A 21156-nucleotide genomic window follows, 5' to 3' on the forward strand; every position below is an offset into this window, starting at 1 on the left:
CCTTGATTAATGAGTCGCAGCCCACCGTCGTCCTGATCGGTGCCGGAATAGCAGGCATCTCGGCCGCGGCGGCGCTGGCCGACCATGCGCAAGTCACTTTGATCGAACGCGAAACCCAGCCCGCCTACCATGCGACGGGCCGGTCGGCGGCGATCCAGTCGCAGGCGTACGGCAGCCCGGCGGTGCGGGCGCTGACCCGCGCCTCTGACCCGTTTCTAAGTGCCCCGCCCGACGGGTTTTCCGAACATCCGCTGCTGACCCCGCGCGGGCTGATCAGCGTGGCGCGGGCCGATCAGCTGGACCACCTGCGGGCGGAATACGAGGAAAACAGCGATTCCGCGCTGACCTGGCTGGACGCGGACGAAGTCGAATCCCGCCTGCCGCTGCTGCGCAGGGGCTATGCGGTGGCCGGCTTCCTGAACGCGGACGCACAGGACATCGACGTGCATGCCCTGGTGCAGGGGTATCTGCGGCAATTCCGTGCGGCCGGGGGCAGGCTGATCCGCGGTGCCGAGGTGACCGAGATCCGGAAGACCGGCGATCACTGGCAACTGCGCGCCGGGGACGACATTCTGCAAGCCGATATCGTGGTGAACGCGGCCGGTGCCTGGGCAGATGGGCTCGCCCGGATCGCCGGCGTGAATCCGATCGGGCTGGAGCCGCTGCGCCGGTCTGCCCTGACGTTCCGCCCGCCCGAAGGGGTGGACACCGCAGCGATGCCGATGATCCTGGACGCCGAGGAGCGGTTCTACGTCAAGCCGGACGCCGGGATGCTTCTGGCCTCACCCGCGAACGAATCCCCTTCGGATCCGGTAGATTCCCAGCCGGAAGACATCGAGATCGCCGAAGCCATGGACCGGGTGCTGCAGGCGCTGGACCTGGACGTGCGGCGGATCGAATCGAAATGGGCCGGGCTGCGGACCTTCCCGCCGGACCGGACGCCGATCTGCGGCTTTGACCCCGATCACGCCGGGTTCTTCTGGCTGGCCGGACAGGGCGGATACGGCATCCAGACCGCGCCCGCGATGGCGGCACTTGCAGCGCACCTGATCGGCGGCGCACCCCTGCCCGCGCCGGTCCGGGATCTTGGGCCCGATCCGGCGCTGCTGTCGCCTGCGCGCTTCCGCTAGAGCGCTCAGGTCTCGCGGTACTGGCGCTGGAACTTGGCCATGCCACCGATCCAGCGGTTGTATTGCGCGGCCTTGGCTTCGATGTAGCCCTGCACCTGGGGATGCGGAAGGATCAGGAATTCTTCGTTCCGGATGCCGTCCAGGGCGGATTGCGCCACGGCTTCGGCGGTCAACACGCCATCGCCGGACTGCGGACCCTGGTTGTCGATCGAATCCAGCATCGGCGTCGCCACCCCCTGAGGACAGAGGATTGAGACGCGAATCCCTTCGTCCCGGTGCGAAATGGCCAGGTTTTCGGCAAAACCGACGGCGGCGTGCTTGGTCGTGGAATAGGTCGCGCTGCCGATCTGGCTAAGAAGCCCCGCCGCGCTGACCGTATGCAGGAAGTACCCGCCGCCGCGCGCGATCATGCGCGGCACCAGAACCTTGGCCGCATGGACGTGGGACATCACGTTGACCTCCCAGGCCAGCTGCCAGTCTTCGGCGCTGGCCCCGGCGGCGTTTTTCACCGACAGATCAAAGGCATTGGCGATACCCGCGTTTGAACACATCAGATCGACGGGGCCGTGGTCGGCCTCGATCTGGTCGATCATCGCAGTGATCTGATCGGCGTCGCGCACGTCGACCTGAAGGCCGGTGCCGCCGATTTCCCCGGCCACGGCGCGCGCGTTGTCGCCGTTCAGATCCGCGACGCAGACGTGTTTCGCCCCGGCCGCGTGCAGCGCGCGGGCCAGTGCCGCGCCGATGCCCTGACCACCGCCCGTGACGATGGCGATTTTTCCCGTGATATCCATGTGTTTCCTCCCGTTTGCGGCATCAAACCGGGTTGGGCGGAAAAAGAAAAGCCGCCGGAGGTCCGGCGGCTTCGTGACGTAGCGATCCGGGGTGGATCAGCGGTCGCGGAACTGCGGCTGACGCTTTTCCAAGAAGGCGTTCATGCCTTCGGTCTGGTCGTCGGTCGCGAACATCGAATGGAACAGGCGACGTTCATACAGCAGCCCCTCGGCCAGCGGCGTTTCATAGGCGCGGTTGACAGATTCCTTCACCGCCATGGCGGAAATCATGGATTTCTCGGCGATCTTGGCCGCGGCGCCCATGGCCTCTTCCATCAGCTTCTTGCAGGGGACCACACGGCTGACAAGGCCGGCACGCTCGGCCTCTTCGGCGTCCATGAAGCGGCCGGTCAGGTTCATGTCCATGGCCTTGGACTTGCCGATCAGACGGGTCAGACGCTGCGTGCCGCCGATGCCGGCGATGACGCCCAGGTTGATCTCGGGCTGGCCGAACTTGGCGTTGTCGGCCGCGATGATGAAATCGCACATCATCGCCAGTTCACAGCCGCCACCCAGGGCATAGCCCGCCACAGCCGCGATCATCGGCTTGCGGTTGCGCTGAATCGCGGTGCCGCCTTCCCCGAAGAGATCCGAGGTGAAGACGTCAACAAAGCTCATCTCCGACATCATCTTGATGTCGGCACCCGCGGCAAAGAACTTATCAGTCCCGGTCAGGACGATGCAGCGGACCTTGTCATTGGTCTGGGCCGACGACAGGAAATCGCCAAGTTCCTCGAACACCTGCAGATTCAGAGCGTTCATCGCATCGGGACGGTTCAGTTTCACCAATGCGACGTGGTCTTCGATTTCGACGATGATCGTCTCGTATGCCATGAGGTCGGCCAATCTGTTGTGAGCGTTAGCCGCGATTCACTAACAAATTGCCCCCCTCGATCAAGTTATCTTTGGCATTGCGGACAATAGAATGACGATCTGCCCGATTGCACGACGCGACGAATCGCCGTGCCGCATCCGGGCGTCCGGCAGGGGTCGCCTTCGCGGCCATAGACGTCGAAGGAATGCTGGAAATAGCCCAGCTCCCCGTCTGCCTGACGGTAATCTTTCAACGACGATCCCCCTGCCGCGATCGCCTCGGACAGGACGTCGCGGATGATCGGCACCAGCGCGGCCAGCCGCTGCGGGGCGATGCGGTCGGCGCGGCGGGTCGGGGCAATGCCGGCGCGAAACAGCGCCTCGCAAACGTAGATATTGCCCAGGCCCGCAACCAGTTTCTGATCCAGAAGCACCGATTTGATGGGGCTGCGGCGGGGCCGGACAGCAGCGACGAAATAGTCCTCGTTGAAAGCGTTGCCCAGGGGTTCCGGCCCGATATTGGCCAGCAGGGGATGCAACTCGGCCGTGGCCGTCGGCAGCAGGTCCATCGCCCCGAAACGGCGCGGATCGTTGAAGGTGACCCGCGCGCCGTTGGCCATGTCAAAGACCACGTGGTCGTGTTTTTCCGCCGCCGGATGGTCGTGCACGAACTGCCCCAGGGGATCACCGGAAACGGTCATCCGCCCGGACATGCCCAGGTGGATCAACAGGCTTTCGCCGCGATCCAGATCCGCCAGGATGTATTTGGACCGCCGCCGCAGCCGTTCGATCCGGGCACCGGTCAGCCGTTCGGCCATGCGGTCGGGGAAGGGCCAGCGCAGATCGGGGCGGTTGACGGTCGCGAGGGCAATCACCTGTCCCTCCATCGCGGGGGCCAGGCCGGTGCGGACGGTTTCAACCTCGGGCAATTCGGGCATGGGCGGCCTAGTAGTAGGGCTGCGCCTCGTCCAACGCGTGACGCAGGGTGTCGTGACCGTTCACATATCTCAGAAGCCAGGCCGAAGTTCCATCCTGGAAGCGCAGCCGGTAGGTGCCAGGGATGTCTTCGTCCAGGGCGATCAGCCGGGTCAGATCGTGGGTGTCCAGCCGGAACCAGGGGGTCATGACGCTAAGGTCCGAGCCCTCAAGCACCGCGCGAAACTGCCAGCAATAGGCGTTGAGATAGGCCAGCACCGGCACCAGCATGCCGCCCCAGATCAACGCGGTCTGCGACTGCTGCGCCAGTTCCGACATCTTCAGCAGGATCACCAGCGTGACCAGCGCGGTGGCCAGCCGCACGGGGATCGTGACGCCATGTTCGCTGTGGCGTGGCGGCGCGCGGTCGGCGGCCAGATCCGGCAGGTCGAACTGCGGCAGACGTGCGTGCATGCGAATAAGCACGACGAACAAAGCGATCGCCAAGGCGAGTAAAAGGATGGGTAGTACCTGCTCCATACCGCTTCGGTCCTTATATGCGCCGATTTGACGGTTTGTGTCTCGACCCCATCTATGGCAGGGAAATCGGGCTAATATTGGGCAGGGTAAACGCATCTCCATGAGTGACCAGAAAACCACGCATTTCGGGTTTGAAACCATTCCCGAAGAGGACAAGGCCGGCAAGGTCCGGGGTGTCTTTTCGTCCGTCGCGTCGCGCTATGACGTGATGAACGATGTGATGAGCCTGGGCATCCACCGTGTCTGGAAGGACGCGATGATGGACTGGCTGGCACCGCGCGCCGGGCAGAAGCTGCTGGATGTGGCGGGCGGCACCGGGGATATTTCCTTCCGGTTCCTGCGCCGCGCCGGGTCGGGCCATGCCACGGTCTGCGACCTGACCGAATCCATGCTGGTCGAGGGGCGCAAACGCGCCGAGGCCGAACAGATGGGCGCAAGCCTGGACTGGGTCGTCGGCGACGCCATGGCCCTGCCCTTCCCCGACAGCAGCTTTGACGTCTACACGATCAGCTTCGGCATCCGGAACGTGACCCGCCCGCAAGAGGCCCTGAACGAGGCCTACCGCGTGCTGAAGCCCGGCGGCCGCCTGATGGTGCTGGAGTTTTCTCAGATCCCGACGCCGGCGCTGCAATGGGCCTATGACCGCTATTCCTTCAACATGATCCCCGCCATGGGTCAGATGATCGCCAACGACCGCGACAGCTATCAGTATCTGGTGGAATCGATCCGCAAGTTCCCCGATCAGGATACCTTCCTGGGGATGGTGCGCGCGGCCGGGTTCGAACAGGCCAAGTATCGCAACCTGACGCTTGGGATCGCGGCGCTGCACTCTGGCTGGAAGATCTGACCGATGCGCGGACCTCACAATCTTTGGCGGTTGATCCGCACCGGGGCCACGCTGGAACGCACCGGCGCGATGAAGGTCGTGCTGGACGCCTATGACGCGCCGCCGCTTTTGCGGATGGCCGCGCGGGTGGCCGGCTGGCCGTTCCAGTGGCTGGGGTTGAAGGGCGATCCGTCGATGCCCCCCGCCACGCGGGCGCTGACCGCGCTTGGGCCGGCCTATATCAAGTTCGGCCAGATCCTGTCGACGCGGCCCGACCTTGTGGGCGATGACCTGGCGCTGCAGTTGCGGGTTCTGCAGGACCGTCTGCCCCCGTTTTCCGTCGAACAGGCCAAGGCCACGGTCGAGGCTGAACTGGACCTTCCTGTCAGTTCTGTCTTTTCTGAATTCTCCGAACCCGTTGCCGCCGCGTCAATTGCGCAGGTGCACCGCGCCCGCCTGAACGAAACCGGCGAAGAGGTCGCCGTGAAAGTCCTGCGCCCGGGGATCGACCGGGCCTTCCGCAAGGATATCGACGCCTTCTACCTGGCGGCCTCGATCATCGAATTCCTGTCGCCCGCATCGCGCCGCTTGCGCCCCTCGGACGTGGTGGCGCATTTCGATGGCGTCGTGCAGGGAGAGCTGGACCTGCGGCTCGAGGCCGCCTCGGCCTCGACCTTCCAGTCCAACACGGAAGGCGACGACGGCTTTGGCCTGCCTTCGGTGAAGTGGCCGCAAAGCGGTCGCCGCATCATGACGATGAGCTGGGTCGAGGGCACGCCCCTGGGCGACAATGCCGCGCTGGATGCCGCCGGGCATGACCGTTCGGATCTGGGTGCGCGGGTGCTGACGCTGTTCCTGAACCACGCGCTGCGCGACGGCTATTTCCACGCCGACATGCATCAGGGCAACCTGAAGGTCGCGCCCGACGGTCGAATTATTGCCTATGATTTCGGGATCATGGGGCATATCGACGAATACACCCGCCGGGTCTATGCCGAGATCCTATATGGGTTCATCAAGCGCGATTACATGCGCGTCGCCATGGTCCATTTCGAGGCCGGATATGTCCCCGCCGATCAGGACGTTGACGAATTCGCCCGCGCCCTTCGGGCCGTGGGCGAACCGATCTTCGGCATGGATGCGACTAAGATCTCCATGGGGCGGCTGCTGTCTTATCTCTTCGATGTGACCGAACGTTTCGGCATGGAAACCCGGACCGAGCTGATCCTGCTGCAGCGCACCATGGTCGTGGTCGAAGGCGTCGCCCGGTCGCTGTCGCCGCAGCTGAACATCTGGGAAGTCGCCCGCCCCGTGGTCGAGGCCTACATCCGCCGCAACCTTGGCCCCCGCGCCTTTGCCCGCGATCTGGGCAAAACGGCCGAGGTTCTGGCCCGCTTCGGCCCCCGCCTTCCGCACCTGGTGCAGAACGCGCTGGTACAGCAGATGACTAGCATGGAGACCAACCGCCGCAAGGCTGAGCGTAGGCCCTATGTCTGGCTGATCTCCGGCGCGATCCTTGGTGCGGCTGTGGCTGGGGTGGCCTCGGCGCTGCTATAATTCCGTTATTTCTGAAATTTCCGAAAAACGCAGTTCATCTGGGACTGCGCTTTTTCCTGCGCCTCGCCCGGCCTCGGTACACCATTGTGCATAGGCCGCCATACGGGCTGCGAAGAACGGTGCCAACGTCCGATACCGCGCGACCGTTTCCGCGCAGGCATATGATTTCAGAAATTCCTGAATTTCCTGCGCAACCAAGCGCCGACCCAGGTAGGTGACCTGCATGAAGGGCGACAGAACAATCGCGATATCCTCGCACGGGTCACCCATGGCCGGGCACTGCCAATCGATCAGAACCACACCGGATGACGACCGAACCACGTTGGTCCAGACCGGATCGCGGTGGATCAGGGCTGGCGTTTCAACCCCGTCGATCGGTGGAACGTGGCGCAGGGCCTCTATGCGTGCGGCAACGCCGTGCGGATCGTCCTGACACCGGGACAGGATTTCCGAGGCCTGTCGCAAAAGCGCCCCTGACCCGGAGGGCATCAGGCCAGGCGGGTTATCCGGCCGAAGCTGATGCACCCGACGCAGGACCTTGGCCAGATCGGTCAGCGTGACGTCCCCGGCCTGCCCGTCGACAAAGCGATAGATCAGCGCGCTGCCGAAATCGCCGTGGATATGGGCCAGAGCCTCGGGGGCCAGACCAAGCGGGCCGAGGCCCTGCAGGATCTGGTATTCGGCCGCCGGGTCGTTCGGGAACAGGGGCGTCGCCCCGCTTGGCAGGTATAGCTTGACCACAAGGTCCGCACCCCCTGTCCGCCCGCGCCAAAGCGCGTTGCTGCGCCCACCCAGCAGCTTCTCCCATTGGGAAGGCAGCTGGCCGACGGCACGCTCGACGGCGGCGATCAAAGACTGCGGAGGCAAGGACGTCATCGGCGGACCAGGAATAGTGGTCCGACCGGATTAGGTCACCGCATGCGGCAAGGCAAGCTGCGGCTACTGCGCCTGTCGCAGCCCCGTCACCCCCTGGGCGTTCACGATCAGCCCGCCCTTGAGAACCAGAAGCGTGTCGTCACCATCGCGCCGCGCTTCAATCACCTGGGAATAGGACGGGACGGGTTCGGTTTTCAGAACTTCGCCCTCGGCCGAGGATTCCAGCAGGAAACTGTATGTCCCCTGTCCTGCGGTGCCGCCGGTTGCGGTCCGCCCGTCCCACTCAAATGGGCCTTCGGTCAGGGGAAGATCCTGCCTCAGGACGACCGCCCCGGATGCGTCCTTGACCACCAGGACAGCCCGGTCCGCCGCCGCAGGAGGGTCGGGCAATAGCGTGATTGGGTCACCGTCGAAATAGGCCGCCGACAGGCTCTGCGCCTCCATCCCGACCCAGCCGGCAAGGTCGCTCATCCCGGATAGGGCGATGCGATTGGCCAAGGCTTCCAGGTGGTTGTTGGTCAGCACCTGTTGTTCGACCGAGGAAAATGTCGCCAACTGCACCGCGTAATCCGCCGAATCCACCGGGTTCAGCGGGTCCTGGTTCTGCAATTGCGTCGACAACATCTTGAGAAAGGTTTCGAAATCCGAGCTGATGACCGCCTTGGGCGCGGCCGTGCTGGCCTGAGTGCTGGTTGATGTATTGCTGGTGACTTCCATTGGGGATGCTCCTTACAAGCGGATGTCGATGCCGTCGCTGGCAATCTGTTCAGGAGGCGGGGATTCGGGCATGTTCGCCAAGGATTCGGGCTGAGCCCAGGCTTGGGTCTGACCGTATTTTTGCCCTTCGGATCCACGCTGATCCCCGCCTGCGGCAAAGGAAAAGCTGATGCGGTCGTAGCCCATCTGCCGATAGTCCTGCGCCAACTGATCAATATGCCGCCGCAAGAGATCCATGGTTTCCGGGCGATCGGCGACAATCGACAGATTGACACCATTGTCAGCCGCGATGACCTGAATGCGGACGCGGCCAAGCTCTTCCGGTTTCAACGTAATTTCGATCGGCCCTCCAGGATTCTGCTGCACGGCATCCCGAACCTGATCTAAAATCGGGTCTTTCGTCAGCGGCACCGCCTGGGTGATCGTAGGTGGAAATATTGGGGCCAACGGGCCTGAATGCAGTCCGATTTCTTTGGCTTTGACCTCGGCCAGGGCACCTTGCGAGCCCATGGACTGTTCGGTTCCTACGGCCTCGGGGCCGGACTGAACGAACGCTGCCGCCGGCGTGTCCACCTTCGACGCCTGATCCGCATGCTTCGGTGTGACCCTTGAGACCTGCTTGTATGCTTTGTCCAGTCGGGCAAGCGTCGGCAGCTCAGGTGTCGTTGAGTCAGCACGCGTGTGGGTGGTTGTAGTTTCCGACCTTGCTAGGGTTCTGACCGCCTTCGGCACCATAGGACGTGAACCAACTTCATTTTCGGAAAGAGCAGCTTGAGGCACAAAGTGGTCCTTGGCCGGCAACCGCTTGTCTTGTGTTTCCGATGATCGGTTCGGAACTTCTGCCTGGCCTATTGTCGTAGAAGTCTTACCTGCAATAGCCTCCGTTTGATGAGCGACGGGGCGATCATCCTGATGTGCTCTTGTGGCCTCTGCCGGCGGTTTCGAGCGCGCTTCAAGGTCCCGCGTGCTGGAAACAGCTACCGTAACACGCCGAAGAGGCGCGCTCTTTTCCAGCACTTTACCTTCAATTCCAAGCCCCGGAAGGTCTGTCGGTTTTGTGCCGTCAATAGTTGGCGGACTGGCCTCCGGACGGTTTTCAAGATCTTCAGAAACGGGTCCTGATACCAGCATTGAGCGGATCGGCATACCGGGATTTATGACCTTGGTGTCGACCGCAGGGGCCGGCCCAACTTTTGGCAACGTTTCCTTTTCAGAATTCGAAGTGCCACTGCGGACAAATTCCATCTGCGAACCGATCTGGTTCTTCTTGGCCGTCACCGAAGCTTCGTCGGTTGGCAGCTGAACCGCGGCAAAACCGGTCTTTTGCCTAGCGACGGGAATGGCCGCCCCATCGCGGCGGCCAGTGTCGACCGAAGCCCTCTGTTCGATTACTAGCCTATTAACAGACGAGCGAGACCCTAGTGTTTTTGGTACGATAGAACCTTCCGTTTGGAGCTTCCGTATTTCCGGTTCATCTGTGCCTCTTGTCGAATAATCAGACTGATTTGATTGCGAAAATTTGCTTCTTGAAGATGCAGTTGGAGCAGCTTTGAAAGCGACGCTCAGATGGATCTTGGCTGCTTTGCTTTCATTTACTTGTCCTGCATTGCGCCCCATTAGTTCTGGATGAACCGGTCTCGGTTCAGGTGAGCCCTGATTCCTAGCGCCATGTTGTTGGGGTTGTTGGATTTTCCCGTGCCAAGAAGCAGGTGCATCTTGCGTTGCAAGGCCACCGACTCGAGGTTCAATTTGCACATCGCCAACCTTATCCGTCGCGGGCGTGGCATTTGCTTTTCCGATTTCAGGAATGGCTTCGGATGCGGGGGCTTTTCGCTGCTCATGACCTTTCGGAACTGCTCCATTGGCCGCTGGTTTTGGCGATGTTTGGTTGATCCAGTGCGCCGCTTGGGGCTTCTCGGTTGATTCTCCCAGCGCCTTCGAGCCTTTGGCCGGGCGATCGGTTTCATCTACCGGGAATATATTTGACTTAGAATCCGCGACGCGGCCTGCAATCGGTGTCGCCAGCATTTCTGTTGTTGGAGTCTGCACCGGCCCAAACGATGAGTTTTGCTTGCCATGATGCGCCGAAAAGTCGGAAATTCTACTTGCGCCTGCCGAATTTCGCGCCTCGCTTCGCGTGTTGGGCGTAGGCGCGTTGATTGAAAAGCCAACAGCAGGCGGGCGCTCCTTAACTGCGTTTTCCTGTTCCGTGAACCCGGGCGGCACGGACGGCCGCGTAGGGTCTCGCATGTGTTCCTTGTGATCCTCCACCAAGTGAAAACTCCGCGTGTCGGACTGCGAGGTTGCAACACTTGGGAATGGGTATTTGAAGACTTCGGCTTCCAACCCTTCCGACACTTCTGTGGCACTGGCATCCGGCGACCAAGCTGCCAACTCAGTTGGAAAACCCTCGTCCAAGGACAACTCTGGATTTTGATCAGACGTCGGATCAGCCAAGACGAGAAGGTCGTCGGGAGCGTCAGCCACGACAGCCATTTCTGATGTCATGTCCCGGTCGAAAACCTCTGCAAACGCAACGTGTTCGCCCCCTTTTGACAAAGGGACTTCTGGCGCTCTTGCAATCCGCATCAGGGACAGAAGATCAATTTTCATATTGGCCTCGGGAATTCTTCCGCTCACGGCCACTGTCTCAGATCCCGGTTACTGATCCTTTACCGCTCTCAGGCAAAATCGAGCAATCTGATGACAATTGGAGGTATCTGATGTTTGTCGATTCGAACCGGCCTACCGCTGTGCCACAGGGTCCCAAGGACGCGCAGTTGCGTGACGCCGCCGTGGCGTTGGAGGCGTCCTTCTTATCTGAAATGTTGAAACATTCCGGCTTGGATGGGTTGTCCGGATCGTTCGGGGGAAGCACGGGAGAAACCCAATTCGCATCCCTCTTGCGAGACGAACAGGCGCACCAGATGGCCAAAGCCGGGGGAATCGGCCTGGCGGAAAAACTATTTCAAGCGTTGAAGGAGCAACAGGATGGCTGAGCCTATGTCCGAAACCGAGGCCGTCGCGCGTCTTGATGACCTGCTGGATCGGGAACGCCTTGCGCTGATCCAAGGCGACCTGAGCGTGATCGCAACCATCCTGGAAGAGAAGGAAGCGTTGTTGGAGCGCCTTCCAGAACTTGACGGTCCTGCGCGTGGCAATCTGGCCAGCCTGCAGGGCAAAGCGCTGCGAAACCAGGCGCTCCTGGACAGCGCCCTGCGGGGCATCCGATCCGTCGCCAACCGTTTCGCGACCCTGCGGAGAATTCGCAAATCGTTGGAAACATATGATGAGTTTGGCCAAAAAACCGCTTTTCCAGCCAGCGAAAATAATCAGGTTGAAAAGCGCGCCTAGACCGAATGATTCAAATCGGAGGGAAATGGAGGGGGCGTCTTAGGTTTCCGTTAGGGTCTGTTCGTCACAGTGCCCGGGCATCCCCATCGGATGGCGCGGCACCGGGAAAGACCCGGTTCCAGCACAAGTCAGAACGACGATAGATCCGCCCCGACGGGGGGCGGGATGTGCAACGGGTGCAAAAGCATCCAAGATCAAAGGAACCTATGCATGGCCACCTTCCAGGCTCCGCCGTGGTGACCATCACCGCCGACGACCTTCTTCCGTTTGATGATGACCGGCGCCGCGTTTGCCTGCGCGCTCATCCACTCACCCTTTCTCACCCGCTACCGGGATAGGCGGGGAGTGTTAGCAGGGGGTTAAATTGCGCGCAGGCGAGGCCCGGGAAACGGGGCGGGATTGTCTTAAAGTCGATAGACCCGCGCCGCCGTGTCGTGGAACAGGCTGGCCTTTTCCGCATCGCTCGCCCCTGCGGCGATCCGTTTGAAGGCGTTCCAGACCACGGGGTAGGACACCGCGCCTTTGTCCACCGGGAAGTTGCTTTCGAACATGCAGCGGTCTGCGCCGAACAGTTCGATCGCGGTTTCGATATAGGGCCGCCACAGCCGCGCGCATTCGCCAGAGGATGGCGGCAGTGGCTCAAGATGCAGGTCAAAGCCGTTCACATCCATGGCCAGCCCGCCCAGCTTGATGATGACATTGGGACAGCCCGCCAGGTCCTGCATGTAGCCCTTCCATTCGGCAAAGACTTCGTCGCCCTTGCCGCGATAGGGGCCGATGCCCAGGGGGCCACCCAGGTGATCCAGGATCATCGTGGTGTCCGGGAAGGCACGCGCCAGGTCGGTGAAATCCGGGATCTGCGGATGGTACAGCCAGGCATCATAGGTCAGCCCGTTGGCCGCCAGATGGCCAAAGCCCTTGCGGAAGGCGTCGTCGTACATCAGCCGCAGCGGAGAATTCGGAACCGCGCCGGAAAACCGGTCCCCGCCCGAGGCGGTGTAATGCCGGATCCCGCGCAGCCGCCCCTTCGCGGCCTCTTTGTGGGCGTCCAGCACGGGCTGCACCGCGTCGCCCAGCAGCAGGTTGGCATGGGCGACGATGCCGTCGCAGGCCCCGATGTCGGATCGTTTGCGGGCGCATTCCTCGGCGATGCCCACGACGAACTCCGTCTCTCCCACGGGTTTCAGATCGGTCGGCCCCTCTTCGCGATAGCCATAGCGGCACTGGATGAAGACCGTCTTGCGGATGTTGTGGCCCGAGGTCAGATCGGCCAGCAGCTCATCCGCGAAATAGGGGCCAAGCCGGTCCCAAAGGTGATGATGCGGGTCGATGATGGGCAGCTCGGGTTCCAGGATCTCCTCGCTCGCCTTTGCCAGCCAGTCGTCTCGCGTCAGGATATGGGTCGTCGCTTCGTAATCTTGCGTCATGTTGGTCCTCCCTTCCGGGAAGATACGACAAAGCGTCATCAGTGGAAGAAAATTCCTGCATGCGGAATTGAATGCGCCGGGTTTGTGTAAAATTCCGAGTATCTCGGGCCGGGAAACCCGGGCCAGCGTGCGGTGCGATTACCGATCCTTAAGCAGCGCGGCCCTAGGGTCGCGCGCATGGCTTATGACATGATCCCCTTTGCCGTTGTTCTGCCCCGCCTGTCCTGGGTCCGCCTCTCCTGGGCCCGAAACGCTTGGGCGTCTCTTGCCGGCCTGCGGGGTCGTCCGGACGGAAAGCGGCTGTTGGACGTGACGCTGGTGCTGCTGGCGCTGCCGGTCTGGGGGCCGCTTCTGCTGGCCCTTGTCGGGCTGCTGCGGCTGCGCCAGGGGCCGGGCGTCTTCTTTCTGCATCCCAGGATCGGGCGCGACGGGCGCGAATTCCGCATGATCAAGCTGCGGACCATGGTGCCGGATGCCCCCGACCGGCTGGCCCCGCTTCTGGCCGACCCGAGGATAGGTGCGCATTGGGCCCGCCATGCCAAGCTGCCGGAAGATCCGCGCCGCACGCCCCTGGGCCGCTGGCTGCGCGACACCAGCCTGGATGAGCTGCCCCAGATGATCAACGTGCTGCTCGGACAAATGAGCCTTGTTGGCCCCCGCCCCGTGCCCCAGTCCGAATTCGCCGCGCAATATTCCGGGGCCTCTGCCCGGGCCTATTTGTCGCTGCGGCCGGGGGTATCGGGGCTGTGGCAGGTGACAGCGCGCGGCGGCTCCTATGACCGCCGCCTGGCGCTGGACTGCTACTATGCGGACAGCCGCAGCCTGATGCTGGACCTGCGGATCCTGCTGCGAACATTCGGTACCGTATGGAATGGAACCGGGGCGTGATGCGCGCGCAGCATTCACCTGCAAGTCGCGTCGCATAAACGAAAAAGCCCCGGCGCATTCCGGGGCTTTTCATGTTCCAGATTGGCCAATCCGGCCCGATCAGATCGCCTTCTTGCGGCTCTCGTCGATGTAGATCTCGCGCAGGCGCAGGGCCACCGGACCGGCTTCGCCCTTGCCGATCGTTGCTCCGTCGATCGACACGACGGGCTGCACGAATGTCGTGGCCGAGGTGATGAAGGCCTCATCCGCCTGCTGCGCTTCCTCGATGGTAAAGCCGCGCTCTTCGACTTCCATCTGCGCTTCCTTGGCCAGCCGCAGAACGGCGGCGCGGGTGATGCCGTGCAGGATGTCGTTCGACAGCTGGCGGGTGATGATCTTGCCGCCCTTCACGATATACGCGTTGTTCGAGGTGCCTTCGGTCACCTGCCCGTCTTCGACCATCCAGGCGTCGTCGGCCCCGGCGGCCTTGGCCATCATCTTGCCCATCGACGGGTACAGCAGCTGCACCGTCTTGATGTCGCGCCGCGCCCAGCGCTGATCCTCGATCGAAATGACGCTGATGCCCTTCTGCACGGCCGGGGAATTCGCCAGGTTCTTCGCCTGGGTGAACAGCACGATGGTCGCCTTGGTCTCCGCCGGGTCGGGGAAGACGAAGTCGCGGTCGGCCGGTGCGCCACGGGTGATCTGCAGATAGACGCCGCCCTCTTCCAGGTCGTTGCGCGCCACCAGTTCGCGGTGAATGGTCAGAAGCTCGTCCATGGTGACGGGGGCCACCAGGTCCAGTTCTTTCAGCGACCGCTCAAGCCGTTTGGCGTGGCCGTCGAAATCGACCAGCTTGCCGTCCAGCACGCTCGTCACCTCATAGACGCCATCCGCCATCAGGAAGCCACGGTCAAAGATCGAGACTTTCGCCTCTTCCTCGGGCAGGTAGTCGCCGTTCACATAAACGATGCGAGACATGTTTTCTCCTTCTCGGCGGTCAGCCCCACAGGGCGGGGTCGGACGGGTGAACGCCCTTTTCGTCGAAGCGCAGGGCATGGTCGCGGTCTTGGGCCAGCAGAAGCGGCCCGTCAAGATCCGTCACCATCGCACCCTGGGCGACCAGAAGCGCCGGTGCCATCGCAAGCGAGGACCCGACCATGCAGCCGACCATGATGTCATAGCCTTCAGCCCGGCCGGCATCGCGCAGGGCCAGCGCCTCGGTCAGGCCGCCGGTCTTGTCGAGCTTGATGTTGATGACATCGTATTTGCCCTTCAGCTTGGGCAGGCTGTCGCGGTCATGGCAGCTTTCGTCGGCGCAGACCGGCACCGGACGGTCCATCCCGATCAGGGCGTCGTCTTCCCCGGCGGGCAGCGGCTGTTCGACCAGCGCAACGCCAAGACGCACCAGGTGCGGGGCCAGATCGGCATAAACGGCGGCGGACCAGCCTTCGTTGGCGTCGACGATGATCCTGGCCTCGGGCGCGCCGCGGCGCACGGCCTCAAGCCGGGGCATGTCGTCAGGCGTGCCCAGCTTGATCTTCAGCAGCGGACGATGCGCATGCTTCCGGGCCGAGGCCTCCATCTGCGCCGGTTCGGCCAGCGACAGGGTATAGGCGGTGATCTCGGGGCCTGGCACGGGCAGGCCGGCCAGCTCCCAGACGCGCTTGCCCGCGCGCTTGGCCTCAAGATCCCAAAGCGCACAATCCACGGCATTCCGCGCGGCCCCCGCCGGCAGCGCCTGCGCCAGCGCGGCGCGGTCGGCCACGCCCTCGGCGCTGCGGATCTGGTCCATCACGCTGTCCAGGGTTTCGCCATAGCGCGCGTAGGGTACGCATTCGCCACGCCCCTCGTGCGTGCCGTCGGAAATCCGGACGGACACGACATGCGCCTCGGTCCGGCTGCCGCGGCTGATCGTGAAGACCTCCGCCAGCGGAAATGTATCTGCGGAAACCTCGATCTTCACGGGATCCTCCATCATCTTGCCAGAAATACTCGCGCCGCCGGCATCCGCCCCGAGGGGCGGATTTTCTGTCCGACGCGAAGGCTCAACCCAAAGGTTACCCCAGGGCGACCAGGGCATCCACCAGGCGTTCCGCGCCGTGGCGGTAGGGATCGACCGTGGGCAGGCCCATCTCGTCCTCGACACCCTTCATGTAGGACCGGGCGTCCTCTTCGCTCATGTGCTGGGTGTTGACCGAAATGCCGACGACCTCGCAGGCGGGGTTGGCGACCTTGGCCAGCTCAAGCGCCATGTCGCGCAGGGCGGTCAGGCTGGGCAGCTTGTACCCCGGCAGGCCGCGCATGTGTTCGCGGGTCGGCTCGTGGCACAGGATCAGCGCGTCGGGCTGGCCGCCGTGGATCAGCGCCATGGTCACGCCGGAATAGGACACGTGGAACAGGCTGCCCTGCCCTTCGATCATGTCCCAGTGGTCGGCGTCATTGTCGGGCGTCAGCCATTCGATCGACCCGGCCATGAAGTCCGCGATCACGGCGTCCAGCGGCACGCCTTCACCGGTGATCAGGATGCCGGTCTGGCCGGTGGCGCGGAAGCTGGACTTCAGCCCGCGCTTCTGCATTTCGCGATCCATGCATAGCGCGGTGTACATCTTGCCGACCGAACAATCGGTGCCGACGGCCAGGCAGCGCTTGCCGGTGCGTTTCTCGCCATTGGCGATCGGGTATTTCACCGACGGGATGCGCACGTCATGAAGCTGGCGGCCGGTGGCTTCGGCGACGGCCTTCAGGTCTGCTTCGTCGCGCAGCAGGTTGTGCAGGCCCGAGGCCAGGTCGAACCCTTCCTCAAGCGCCTGGATCAGCACCTTTTTCCATGCGGCAGAAATCACGCCGCCGCGGTTGGCGACACCGATCACCAGGGTCTTGGCCCCGGCGGCCTTGGCTTCGGCCAGGGTCATGTCGGTCAGCTTCATGTCGGCCTTGCAGCCTTCCATGCGGAACTGGCCGACGGCGTTATCGGGGCGCCAGTCCTTGATGCCCTGCGCGACCTTTGCGGCCAGCATGTCGGGGGCGTCACCGAGGAAAAGCAGATAGGGGGTCTCGATCATGGGAAAACTCCGATTTGTTGCCGCCAGCTTCGCCGATCTGCTTTGAAATGACTTTGCAATTCCGCGGTTGCGAGAGGAAAGTTTCGAAGCTTCTTCGCCTATGTGCTGAAAATTCGCACAAATCTTGCGGGGATTCCCCGGCTGACGCCCGATATCGGTGGTTGGGCCGGGGTTTTGCTGCGCCGCAATATCGCCTTGCCTCACGCGTTGTAATTTAATAACCCTCACCATGACCGAAACGAAATTTCCTTACCTATAGGTGACGTGATGTCCTTCCGTATCCAGCCGACCCCGCCGTCCCGTCCGAACCGCTGCCAGCTGTTCGGGCCCGCGTCGAACACCAAGCTGCCGCCGAAGATGGCGACCTCGGCCGCGGATGTGATCAACCTCGACCTCGAGGATTCGGTGTCCCCCGACGACAAGCCGCAGGCGCGGAAACTGGCGATCGAGGCGATCGGCGACATCGACTGGGGCAACAAGACCCTGTCGGTGCGGATCAACGGGCTGGACACGCCCTATTGGTATCGCGACGTGGTGGATATCGTCGAACAGGCTGGTGAGCGGATCGACATGATCATGATCCCCAAGGTCGGCTGCGCCGAGGATATCTATGCAGTTGACGCGCTGATCTCGTCGATCGAAATGGCGAAGGGCCGCAAGAAGAAGATCGCGCTTGAGGTGATCATCGAATCCGCCGCCGGTATCGCCCACGTGGAAGAGATCGCCGCCGCCTCGCCCCGCCTTCAGGCGATGAGCCTGGGCGCCGCGGATTACGCCGCCTCCATGGGCATGCAGACCACCGGGATCGGAGGCACGCAGGAAGATTACTACATGCTGCGCGAGGGTCAGAAATACTGGTCGGACCCGTGGCACTGGGCACAGACCGCCATCGTCGCGGCCTGCCGGACCCATGGCCTGCTGCCGGTTGATGGCCCGTTTGGCGATTTTTCCGACCCCGAGGGCTATCGCGCCCAGGCGCTGCGGTCTGCCACGCTTGGCATGGTCGGGAAATGGGCGATCCACCCCAACCAGATCGCCGTCGCAAACGAGGTCTTCACCCCGCCTGAACACAAGGTGACCGAGGCCAAGGAGATCCTGGCCGCCATGGAAGAGGCGACCCGCTCCGGCGCCGGTGCCGTGGTCTACAAGGGCCGCCTGGTCGACATCGCCTCGATCAAGCAGGCCGAGGTGATCGTGAAGCAGGCCGAACTGATCGCCGCCAACGCCTGATCCCGGGCCCAGGGCTTCCATAGCCTAAATGCAGATACCGACCCCGCCAGACCTTCTGGCGGGGTTTTTCATGCCTGGATCACGAGGTTCTGACCAGCAACGAGCCCCTCGGACCCCTGCCGCCACGGCATCGCCCCTTGGCAAAGGGGGCGGTCGCGATACAACAGGGCAAAGCCAATTGGCCAAAGAGGACCCCCATGCGCGCATTGCTCCCCGCCGCCCTGCTGATCGCAACCGCCCTGCCCGCCCTTGCGGATGTCGTGGAAAACGACGTCATCAAGGTCTTCGACGGGAAATGGGTGCAATCCAAGGATCCGTCGCAGAACGGCATCCTGATGTATCTGACGCAGGAACGGTCCTCGGTCGGGGAATATTTCTCGGTCCGCTGTGACGGGGCCGAACCTTCGGTCCGCGTGGCCTATCCGAAACGCCATTCGGCCAAGGACATCGGCCTGACCGTGGACGGCGTCGAACAGCGCGTGCCGGCCGAATTCACCGGCAAGACCAAGGATCCGCATTTCCTGAAGGGCAATGTCTTTGGCTATGCGCTGAAGTTCGAAGACGCAGCCGCCCGCGATGCCTTCCTGCAGGGTCTGGCCCAGGGCCGGATGCTGACCGTCGAAGGCCAGAGCCTGCCGGTCGAACTGGCCGGATCCGCGCAGGCTTTGCGCGAACAGGCGGGCTACTGCAAGTAACCCGCGTCTAGGCCCGTTCGTCCTTGGGCGAGGCCATAACCACGTAGGAGGTGATGGCGCTGACCTGCGGGACGGTGCCCAGCACCTCGGTGTGGAAGGCCTTGTAGGCGGCCAGATCCGCCGCCTCGATCCGCAGCAGGTATTCCCAGGCCCCGGTGATGTTGTGACACTCCCGCACCTCGGGCGCGGCGGCGATGGCCTGTTCAAAGGCCTCCTGCGCGGACTTGGTGTGGGTATTCAGCCCGACCGTCACATAGGCGGTAAAGCCGACGCCGTTCTTGGCCGGGTCCAGCACGGCGCGATAGCCGGCGATTACCCCGCTGCGCTCAAGCTCTTGCACGCGGCGCAGGCAGGCCGAGGGCGACAGGCCCACCTGCCCCGAAAGCTCGAGATTCGAAATGCGCCCGTCCCGCGTCAGGACGCGCAATATCTTGCGGTCGATTTCGTCTATATTCGCACCCGATTGCTTAACAGGCCTTGCAGCCGCCACATTATGCAACCCAATGCCGCCTGGGAAGCCCTAGGATGTCCCGACCAAGACCGGAGCCCCCCATGACCCCCGACCTGATCCTGGCCCTTGCGGCCTTCTGCCTTGTCTCCTCGATCACGCCGGGGCCGAACAACCTGATGCTGATGGCCTCGGGGGCGAACTTTGGGTTCCGCCGGTCCATGCCTCATATGCTGGGCATTGCCGTGGGCTTCACGGTCATGGTAGTGCTGGTCGGGGCCGGGCTGATCCAGATCTTCGACGCCTTCCCGATCAGCCACACGATCCTGACCGTGTTCAGCGTCGCCTATCTGCTGTGGCTGGCCTGGAAGATCGCCAATGCCGCCGCGCCCGAAGGTGCGCCGGATGCCGATGCGCGGCCCTTTACCTTTCTTCAGGCGGCGCTGTTCCAATGGGTGAACCCCAAGGCCTGGACCATGGCGCTGACCGCGATCACCGTCTATGCGGCCGATCGCAGTCTTCTGGGCATCCTTCTGGTCGCCGCCGTCTTTGGCGCGGTGAACCTGCCCTGCATTTCCGTCTGGACCGTCATGGGCCAACAGGTGCGGCGGGTGCTGACCAACCCCGCCCGGCTGCGCGCCTTCAACTGGACCATGGCGGGATTGCTGGTGGCATCGCTTGCGCCGCTGCTGTTCCCCTAGGTGCGGCGCGCGATCGGCGGCGGCGGGCTTGTAAATCCGGGCCAAACCCAAGCAGAGTTGCAAAGCCGCCACCGCGTGGGCATATACCCCGCAAACCAGAGGTATCCCAATGTCCGACCAGAACACCGACCGGCCCGTGCGCGAACCCAGCAGCTATCTGGATTTCGAAAAGCCCCTGGCCGAGATTGAAGGCAAGGCCCGAGAACTGCGCGCCATGGCGCGGCAGACCGAAGGCATGGACATCGAGTCCGAGGCCAAGGGTCTGGACGCCAAGGCCGAAACCATGCTGCGGGATCTCTACAAGTCCCTGACGCCGTGGCGGAAATGCCAGGTGGCGCGGCACCCCGACCGGCCCCATTGCCAGGATTACATCGAGGCGCTGTTCACCGAATACACGCCGCTGGCGGGCGACCGGAACTTTGCCGACGATCACGCCGTCATGGGCGGCCTGGCCCGGTTCAACGACACGCCCGTCATGGTCATCGGCCATGAAAAGGGCAACGACACCAAAAGCCGGATCGAACGCAATTTCGGCATGGCGCGCCCCGAAGGCTACCGCAAGGCCGTGCGCCTGATGCAGATGGCCGACAAGTTCAACCTGCCCGTGGTGACGCTGGTCGACACCCCCGGGGCCTATCCCGGCAAGGGCGCGGAAGAACGCGGCCAGTCCGAGGCGATCGCCCGCTCGACCGAGGCCTGCCTGCAGATCGGCGTGCCGCTGGTTTCCGTGATCATCGGCGAAGGCGGGTCCGGCGGGGCGGTGGCCTTTGCCACGGCCAATAGCGTCGCGATGCTGGAACATTCGGTCTATTCGGTGATTACCCCCGAGGGCTGTGCCTCGATCCTGTGGAAGGATTCCGAGAAGATGCGCGAAGCGGCCGAGGCCATGCGCCTGACCGCGCAGGACCTGAAGGAACTGGGCGTGATCGACAGCATCGTGCCCGAACCCCTTGGCGGCGCGCATCGCAACCGCAAGATGGCCATCGACGGCGTGCGCAAGTCGATCCAGTCCATGCTGAACGGGCTCGAGGGCCAGAGCCGCGAAAAGCTGATCAAGGCGCGCCGCGACAAGTTCCTGAACATGGGCTCCAAGGGGCTGGCGGCCTGATCGGGCTTGGTTGGACCGCCGCCCACTGGGCATCCCGGACATGAAAAACGGGCC

At 63.1% G+C, this 21156-nt stretch carries 22 protein-coding genes and 1 pseudogene; 10 read left to right on the forward strand and 13 right to left on the reverse strand.

The genetic code is table 11. The annotated features are described in order from the left end of the window. Positions 1 to 2: 2 nt before the first annotated feature. Complete coding sequence (locus BMX99_RS06195) at positions 3 to 1130, forward strand: NAD(P)/FAD-dependent oxidoreductase (protein ID WP_244525478.1); 1128 nt, start codon at positions 3 to 5, stop codon at positions 1128 to 1130. Between the two features lie 5 nt (positions 1131 to 1135). Here BMX99_RS06195 and BMX99_RS06200 read toward each other — a convergent pair whose 3' ends face one another. From BMX99_RS06200 to BMX99_RS06215, 4 genes are all read right to left on the reverse strand, one after another. Next, positions 1136 to 1924 carry an SDR family oxidoreductase gene (locus tag BMX99_RS06200; protein ID WP_093448748.1) on the reverse strand — a complete coding sequence of 263 codons (789 nt, stop codon included), beginning with the start codon at positions 1922 to 1924 and terminating at the stop codon, positions 1136 to 1138. A gap of 96 nt (positions 1925 to 2020) precedes the next feature. Further along, positions 2021 to 2797, reverse strand: a complete 777-nt coding sequence (locus BMX99_RS06205) for an enoyl-CoA hydratase (protein ID WP_093448751.1) — start codon at positions 2795 to 2797, stop codon at positions 2021 to 2023. Positions 2798 to 2862: 65 nt separating this feature from the next. Then, complete coding sequence (mutM, locus tag BMX99_RS06210; protein ID WP_093448755.1) at positions 2863 to 3714, reverse strand: bifunctional DNA-formamidopyrimidine glycosylase/DNA-(apurinic or apyrimidinic site) lyase; 852 nt, start codon at positions 3712 to 3714, stop codon at positions 2863 to 2865. Between the two features lie 7 nt (positions 3715 to 3721). Then, on the reverse strand, positions 3722 to 4198 hold the full coding sequence (locus tag BMX99_RS06215; RefSeq protein WP_175480267.1) for a hypothetical protein: 477 nt from the start codon (positions 4196 to 4198) through the stop codon (positions 3722 to 3724). 133 nt (positions 4199 to 4331) lie between these two features. Here BMX99_RS06215 and ubiE point away from each other — a divergent pair, with 133 nt between their 5' ends. Beyond that, entirely contained in the window at positions 4332 to 5078 is a 747-nt protein-coding gene (ubiE, locus tag BMX99_RS06220; RefSeq protein WP_170848669.1) for a bifunctional demethylmenaquinone methyltransferase/2-methoxy-6-polyprenyl-1,4-benzoquinol methylase UbiE, read from the forward strand. Positions 5079 to 5081: 3 nt separating this feature from the next. Next, positions 5082 to 6614 carry a 2-polyprenylphenol 6-hydroxylase gene (gene ubiB, locus BMX99_RS06225; RefSeq protein WP_093448763.1) on the forward strand — a complete coding sequence of 511 codons (1533 nt, stop codon included), beginning with the start codon at positions 5082 to 5084 and terminating at the stop codon, positions 6612 to 6614. Here ubiB and BMX99_RS06230 read toward each other — a convergent pair. The 3 genes from BMX99_RS06230 to fliK form a co-directional block, all read right to left on the reverse strand. Then, positions 6609 to 7490, reverse strand: a complete 882-nt coding sequence (locus tag BMX99_RS06230; RefSeq protein ID WP_093448768.1) for a phosphotransferase family protein — start codon at positions 7488 to 7490, stop codon at positions 6609 to 6611. The genes ubiB and BMX99_RS06230 overlap by 6 nt on opposite strands. A gap of 63 nt (positions 7491 to 7553) precedes the next feature. Continuing rightward, the gene (locus BMX99_RS06235) at positions 7554 to 8207 is read right to left on the reverse strand and encodes a flagellar hook capping FlgD N-terminal domain-containing protein (protein WP_093448772.1); all 654 of its coding nucleotides are present in this window, start codon (positions 8205 to 8207) and stop codon (positions 7554 to 7556) included. Positions 8208 to 8219: 12 nt separating this feature from the next. Then, the gene (gene fliK, locus BMX99_RS06240; protein WP_139199447.1) at positions 8220 to 10820 is read right to left on the reverse strand and encodes a flagellar hook-length control protein FliK; all 2601 of its coding nucleotides are present in this window, start codon (positions 10818 to 10820) and stop codon (positions 8220 to 8222) included. 167 nt (positions 10821 to 10987) lie between these two features. Between fliK and BMX99_RS06245 the strand changes: the two genes are divergently transcribed. After that, positions 10988 to 11206, forward strand: coding sequence for a rod-binding protein (locus BMX99_RS06245; RefSeq protein ID WP_370268772.1), 219 nt, complete (start codon positions 10988 to 10990; stop codon positions 11204 to 11206). Beyond that, complete coding sequence (locus BMX99_RS06250) at positions 11199 to 11561, forward strand: flagellar protein FlgN (RefSeq protein ID WP_244525479.1); 363 nt, start codon at positions 11199 to 11201, stop codon at positions 11559 to 11561. The genes BMX99_RS06245 and BMX99_RS06250 overlap by 8 nt, the downstream gene beginning before the upstream one ends. A gap of 197 nt (positions 11562 to 11758) precedes the next feature. On the opposite strand, the pseudogene BMX99_RS19465 reads toward BMX99_RS06250, so the two are convergent. Beyond that, positions 11759 to 11866: pseudogene (locus tag BMX99_RS19465) on the reverse strand (chemotaxis protein MotB); the annotation flags it as partial. A gap of 99 nt (positions 11867 to 11965) precedes the next feature. Further along, on the reverse strand, positions 11966 to 12988 hold the full coding sequence (locus BMX99_RS06255) for an amidohydrolase family protein (protein ID WP_093448786.1): 1023 nt from the start codon (positions 12986 to 12988) through the stop codon (positions 11966 to 11968). Positions 12989 to 13165: 177 nt separating this feature from the next. On the opposite strand from BMX99_RS06255, the gene BMX99_RS06260 reads away from it, so the two are divergent. Continuing rightward, the gene (locus BMX99_RS06260) at positions 13166 to 13876 is read left to right on the forward strand and encodes a sugar transferase (RefSeq protein WP_244525480.1); all 711 of its coding nucleotides are present in this window, start codon (positions 13166 to 13168) and stop codon (positions 13874 to 13876) included. Between the two features lie 99 nt (positions 13877 to 13975). Here the strand turns inward: BMX99_RS06260 and BMX99_RS06265 are convergent, their stop codons facing one another. The 3 genes from BMX99_RS06265 to dgcN all read right to left on the reverse strand — a co-directional run bounded on the left by BMX99_RS06265 (position 13976) and on the right by dgcN (position 16920). Next, positions 13976 to 14836 carry a D-amino-acid transaminase gene (locus tag BMX99_RS06265; protein WP_093448794.1) on the reverse strand — a complete coding sequence of 287 codons (861 nt, stop codon included), beginning with the start codon at positions 14834 to 14836 and terminating at the stop codon, positions 13976 to 13978. A gap of 19 nt (positions 14837 to 14855) precedes the next feature. Next, positions 14856 to 15836 carry an N-acetyl-D-Glu racemase DgcA gene (gene dgcA, locus BMX99_RS06270; RefSeq protein WP_409371769.1) on the reverse strand — a complete coding sequence of 327 codons (981 nt, stop codon included), beginning with the start codon at positions 15834 to 15836 and terminating at the stop codon, positions 14856 to 14858. A 79-nt stretch (positions 15837 to 15915) separates the two neighbouring features. Further along, entirely contained in the window at positions 15916 to 16920 is a 1005-nt protein-coding gene (gene dgcN / locus BMX99_RS06275) for an N-acetyltransferase DgcN (RefSeq protein WP_093448798.1), read from the reverse strand. 267 nt (positions 16921 to 17187) lie between these two features. Here dgcN and BMX99_RS06280 point away from each other — a divergent pair, with 267 nt between their 5' ends. Together BMX99_RS06280 and BMX99_RS06285 are read left to right on the forward strand one after the other, a co-directional pair. Beyond that, complete coding sequence (locus BMX99_RS06280) at positions 17188 to 18150, forward strand: HpcH/HpaI aldolase/citrate lyase family protein (protein WP_093448802.1); 963 nt, start codon at positions 17188 to 17190, stop codon at positions 18148 to 18150. 197 nt (positions 18151 to 18347) lie between these two features. After that, complete coding sequence (locus BMX99_RS06285; RefSeq protein ID WP_093448806.1) at positions 18348 to 18845, forward strand: hypothetical protein; 498 nt, start codon at positions 18348 to 18350, stop codon at positions 18843 to 18845. Positions 18846 to 18852: 7 nt separating this feature from the next. Here the strand turns inward: BMX99_RS06285 and BMX99_RS06290 are convergent, their stop codons facing one another. After that, positions 18853 to 19296, reverse strand: coding sequence for an Lrp/AsnC family transcriptional regulator (locus BMX99_RS06290; protein ID WP_093451131.1), 444 nt, complete (start codon positions 19294 to 19296; stop codon positions 18853 to 18855). A 101-nt stretch (positions 19297 to 19397) separates the two neighbouring features. On the opposite strand from BMX99_RS06290, the gene BMX99_RS06295 reads away from it, so the two are divergent. Further along, a complete protein-coding gene (locus BMX99_RS06295) occupies positions 19398 to 19994 on the forward strand; it encodes a LysE family translocator (protein WP_093448809.1) in 597 nt (198 codons plus the stop codon). A 109-nt stretch (positions 19995 to 20103) separates the two neighbouring features. Further along, positions 20104 to 21102, forward strand: coding sequence for an acetyl-CoA carboxylase carboxyltransferase subunit alpha (locus tag BMX99_RS06300; RefSeq protein ID WP_093448813.1), 999 nt, complete (start codon positions 20104 to 20106; stop codon positions 21100 to 21102). Positions 21103 to 21156 lie beyond the last annotated feature (54 nt).

Source organism: Pseudooceanicola nitratireducens (assembly GCF_900109195.1).
Taxonomy (GTDB): Bacteria; Pseudomonadota; Alphaproteobacteria; order Rhodobacterales; family Rhodobacteraceae; genus Pseudooceanicola; species Pseudooceanicola nitratireducens.

What these genes read in the sequence shown, in the direction of transcription:
- ubiB (WP_093448763.1), top strand. Translation starts at nt 5,082, where the DNA reads ATGCGCGGACCTCACAATCTTTGGCGGTTGATCCGCACCGGGGCCACG.
- mutM (WP_093448755.1), bottom strand. Translation starts at nt 3,714, where the DNA reads ATGCCCGAATTGCCCGAGGTTGAAACCGTCCGCACCGGCCTGGCCCCC.
- BMX99_RS06300 (WP_093448813.1), top strand. Translation starts at nt 20,104, where the DNA reads ATGTCCGACCAGAACACCGACCGGCCCGTGCGCGAACCCAGCAGCTAT.
- BMX99_RS06230 (WP_093448768.1), bottom strand. Translation starts at nt 7,490, where the DNA reads ATGACGTCCTTGCCTCCGCAGTCTTTGATCGCCGCCGTCGAGCGTGCC.
- ubiE (WP_170848669.1), top strand. Translation starts at nt 4,332, where the DNA reads ATGAGTGACCAGAAAACCACGCATTTCGGGTTTGAAACCATTCCCGAA.
- BMX99_RS06285 (WP_093448806.1), top strand. Translation starts at nt 18,348, where the DNA reads ATGCGCGCATTGCTCCCCGCCGCCCTGCTGATCGCAACCGCCCTGCCC.
- dgcN (WP_093448798.1), bottom strand. Translation starts at nt 16,920, where the DNA reads ATGATCGAGACCCCCTATCTGCTTTTCCTCGGTGACGCCCCCGACATG.
- fliK (WP_139199447.1), bottom strand. Translation starts at nt 10,820, where the DNA reads ATGAAAATTGATCTTCTGTCCCTGATGCGGATTGCAAGAGCGCCAGAA.
- BMX99_RS06295 (WP_093448809.1), top strand. Translation starts at nt 19,398, where the DNA reads ATGACCCCCGACCTGATCCTGGCCCTTGCGGCCTTCTGCCTTGTCTCC.
- dgcA (WP_409371769.1), bottom strand. Translation starts at nt 15,836, where the DNA reads ATGATGGAGGATCCCGTGAAGATCGAGGTTTCCGCAGATACATTTCCG.
- BMX99_RS06250 (WP_244525479.1), top strand. Translation starts at nt 11,199, where the DNA reads ATGGCTGAGCCTATGTCCGAAACCGAGGCCGTCGCGCGTCTTGATGAC.
- BMX99_RS06205 (WP_093448751.1), bottom strand. Translation starts at nt 2,797, where the DNA reads ATGGCATACGAGACGATCATCGTCGAAATCGAAGACCACGTCGCATTG.
- BMX99_RS06260 (WP_244525480.1), top strand. Translation starts at nt 13,166, where the DNA reads ATGGCTTATGACATGATCCCCTTTGCCGTTGTTCTGCCCCGCCTGTCC.
- BMX99_RS06200 (WP_093448748.1), bottom strand. Translation starts at nt 1,924, where the DNA reads ATGGATATCACGGGAAAAATCGCCATCGTCACGGGCGGTGGTCAGGGC.
- BMX99_RS06255 (WP_093448786.1), bottom strand. Translation starts at nt 12,988, where the DNA reads ATGACGCAAGATTACGAAGCGACGACCCATATCCTGACGCGAGACGAC.
- BMX99_RS06280 (WP_093448802.1), top strand. Translation starts at nt 17,188, where the DNA reads ATGTCCTTCCGTATCCAGCCGACCCCGCCGTCCCGTCCGAACCGCTGC.
- BMX99_RS06235 (WP_093448772.1), bottom strand. Translation starts at nt 8,207, where the DNA reads ATGGAAGTCACCAGCAATACATCAACCAGCACTCAGGCCAGCACGGCC.
- BMX99_RS06265 (WP_093448794.1), bottom strand. Translation starts at nt 14,836, where the DNA reads ATGTCTCGCATCGTTTATGTGAACGGCGACTACCTGCCCGAGGAAGAG.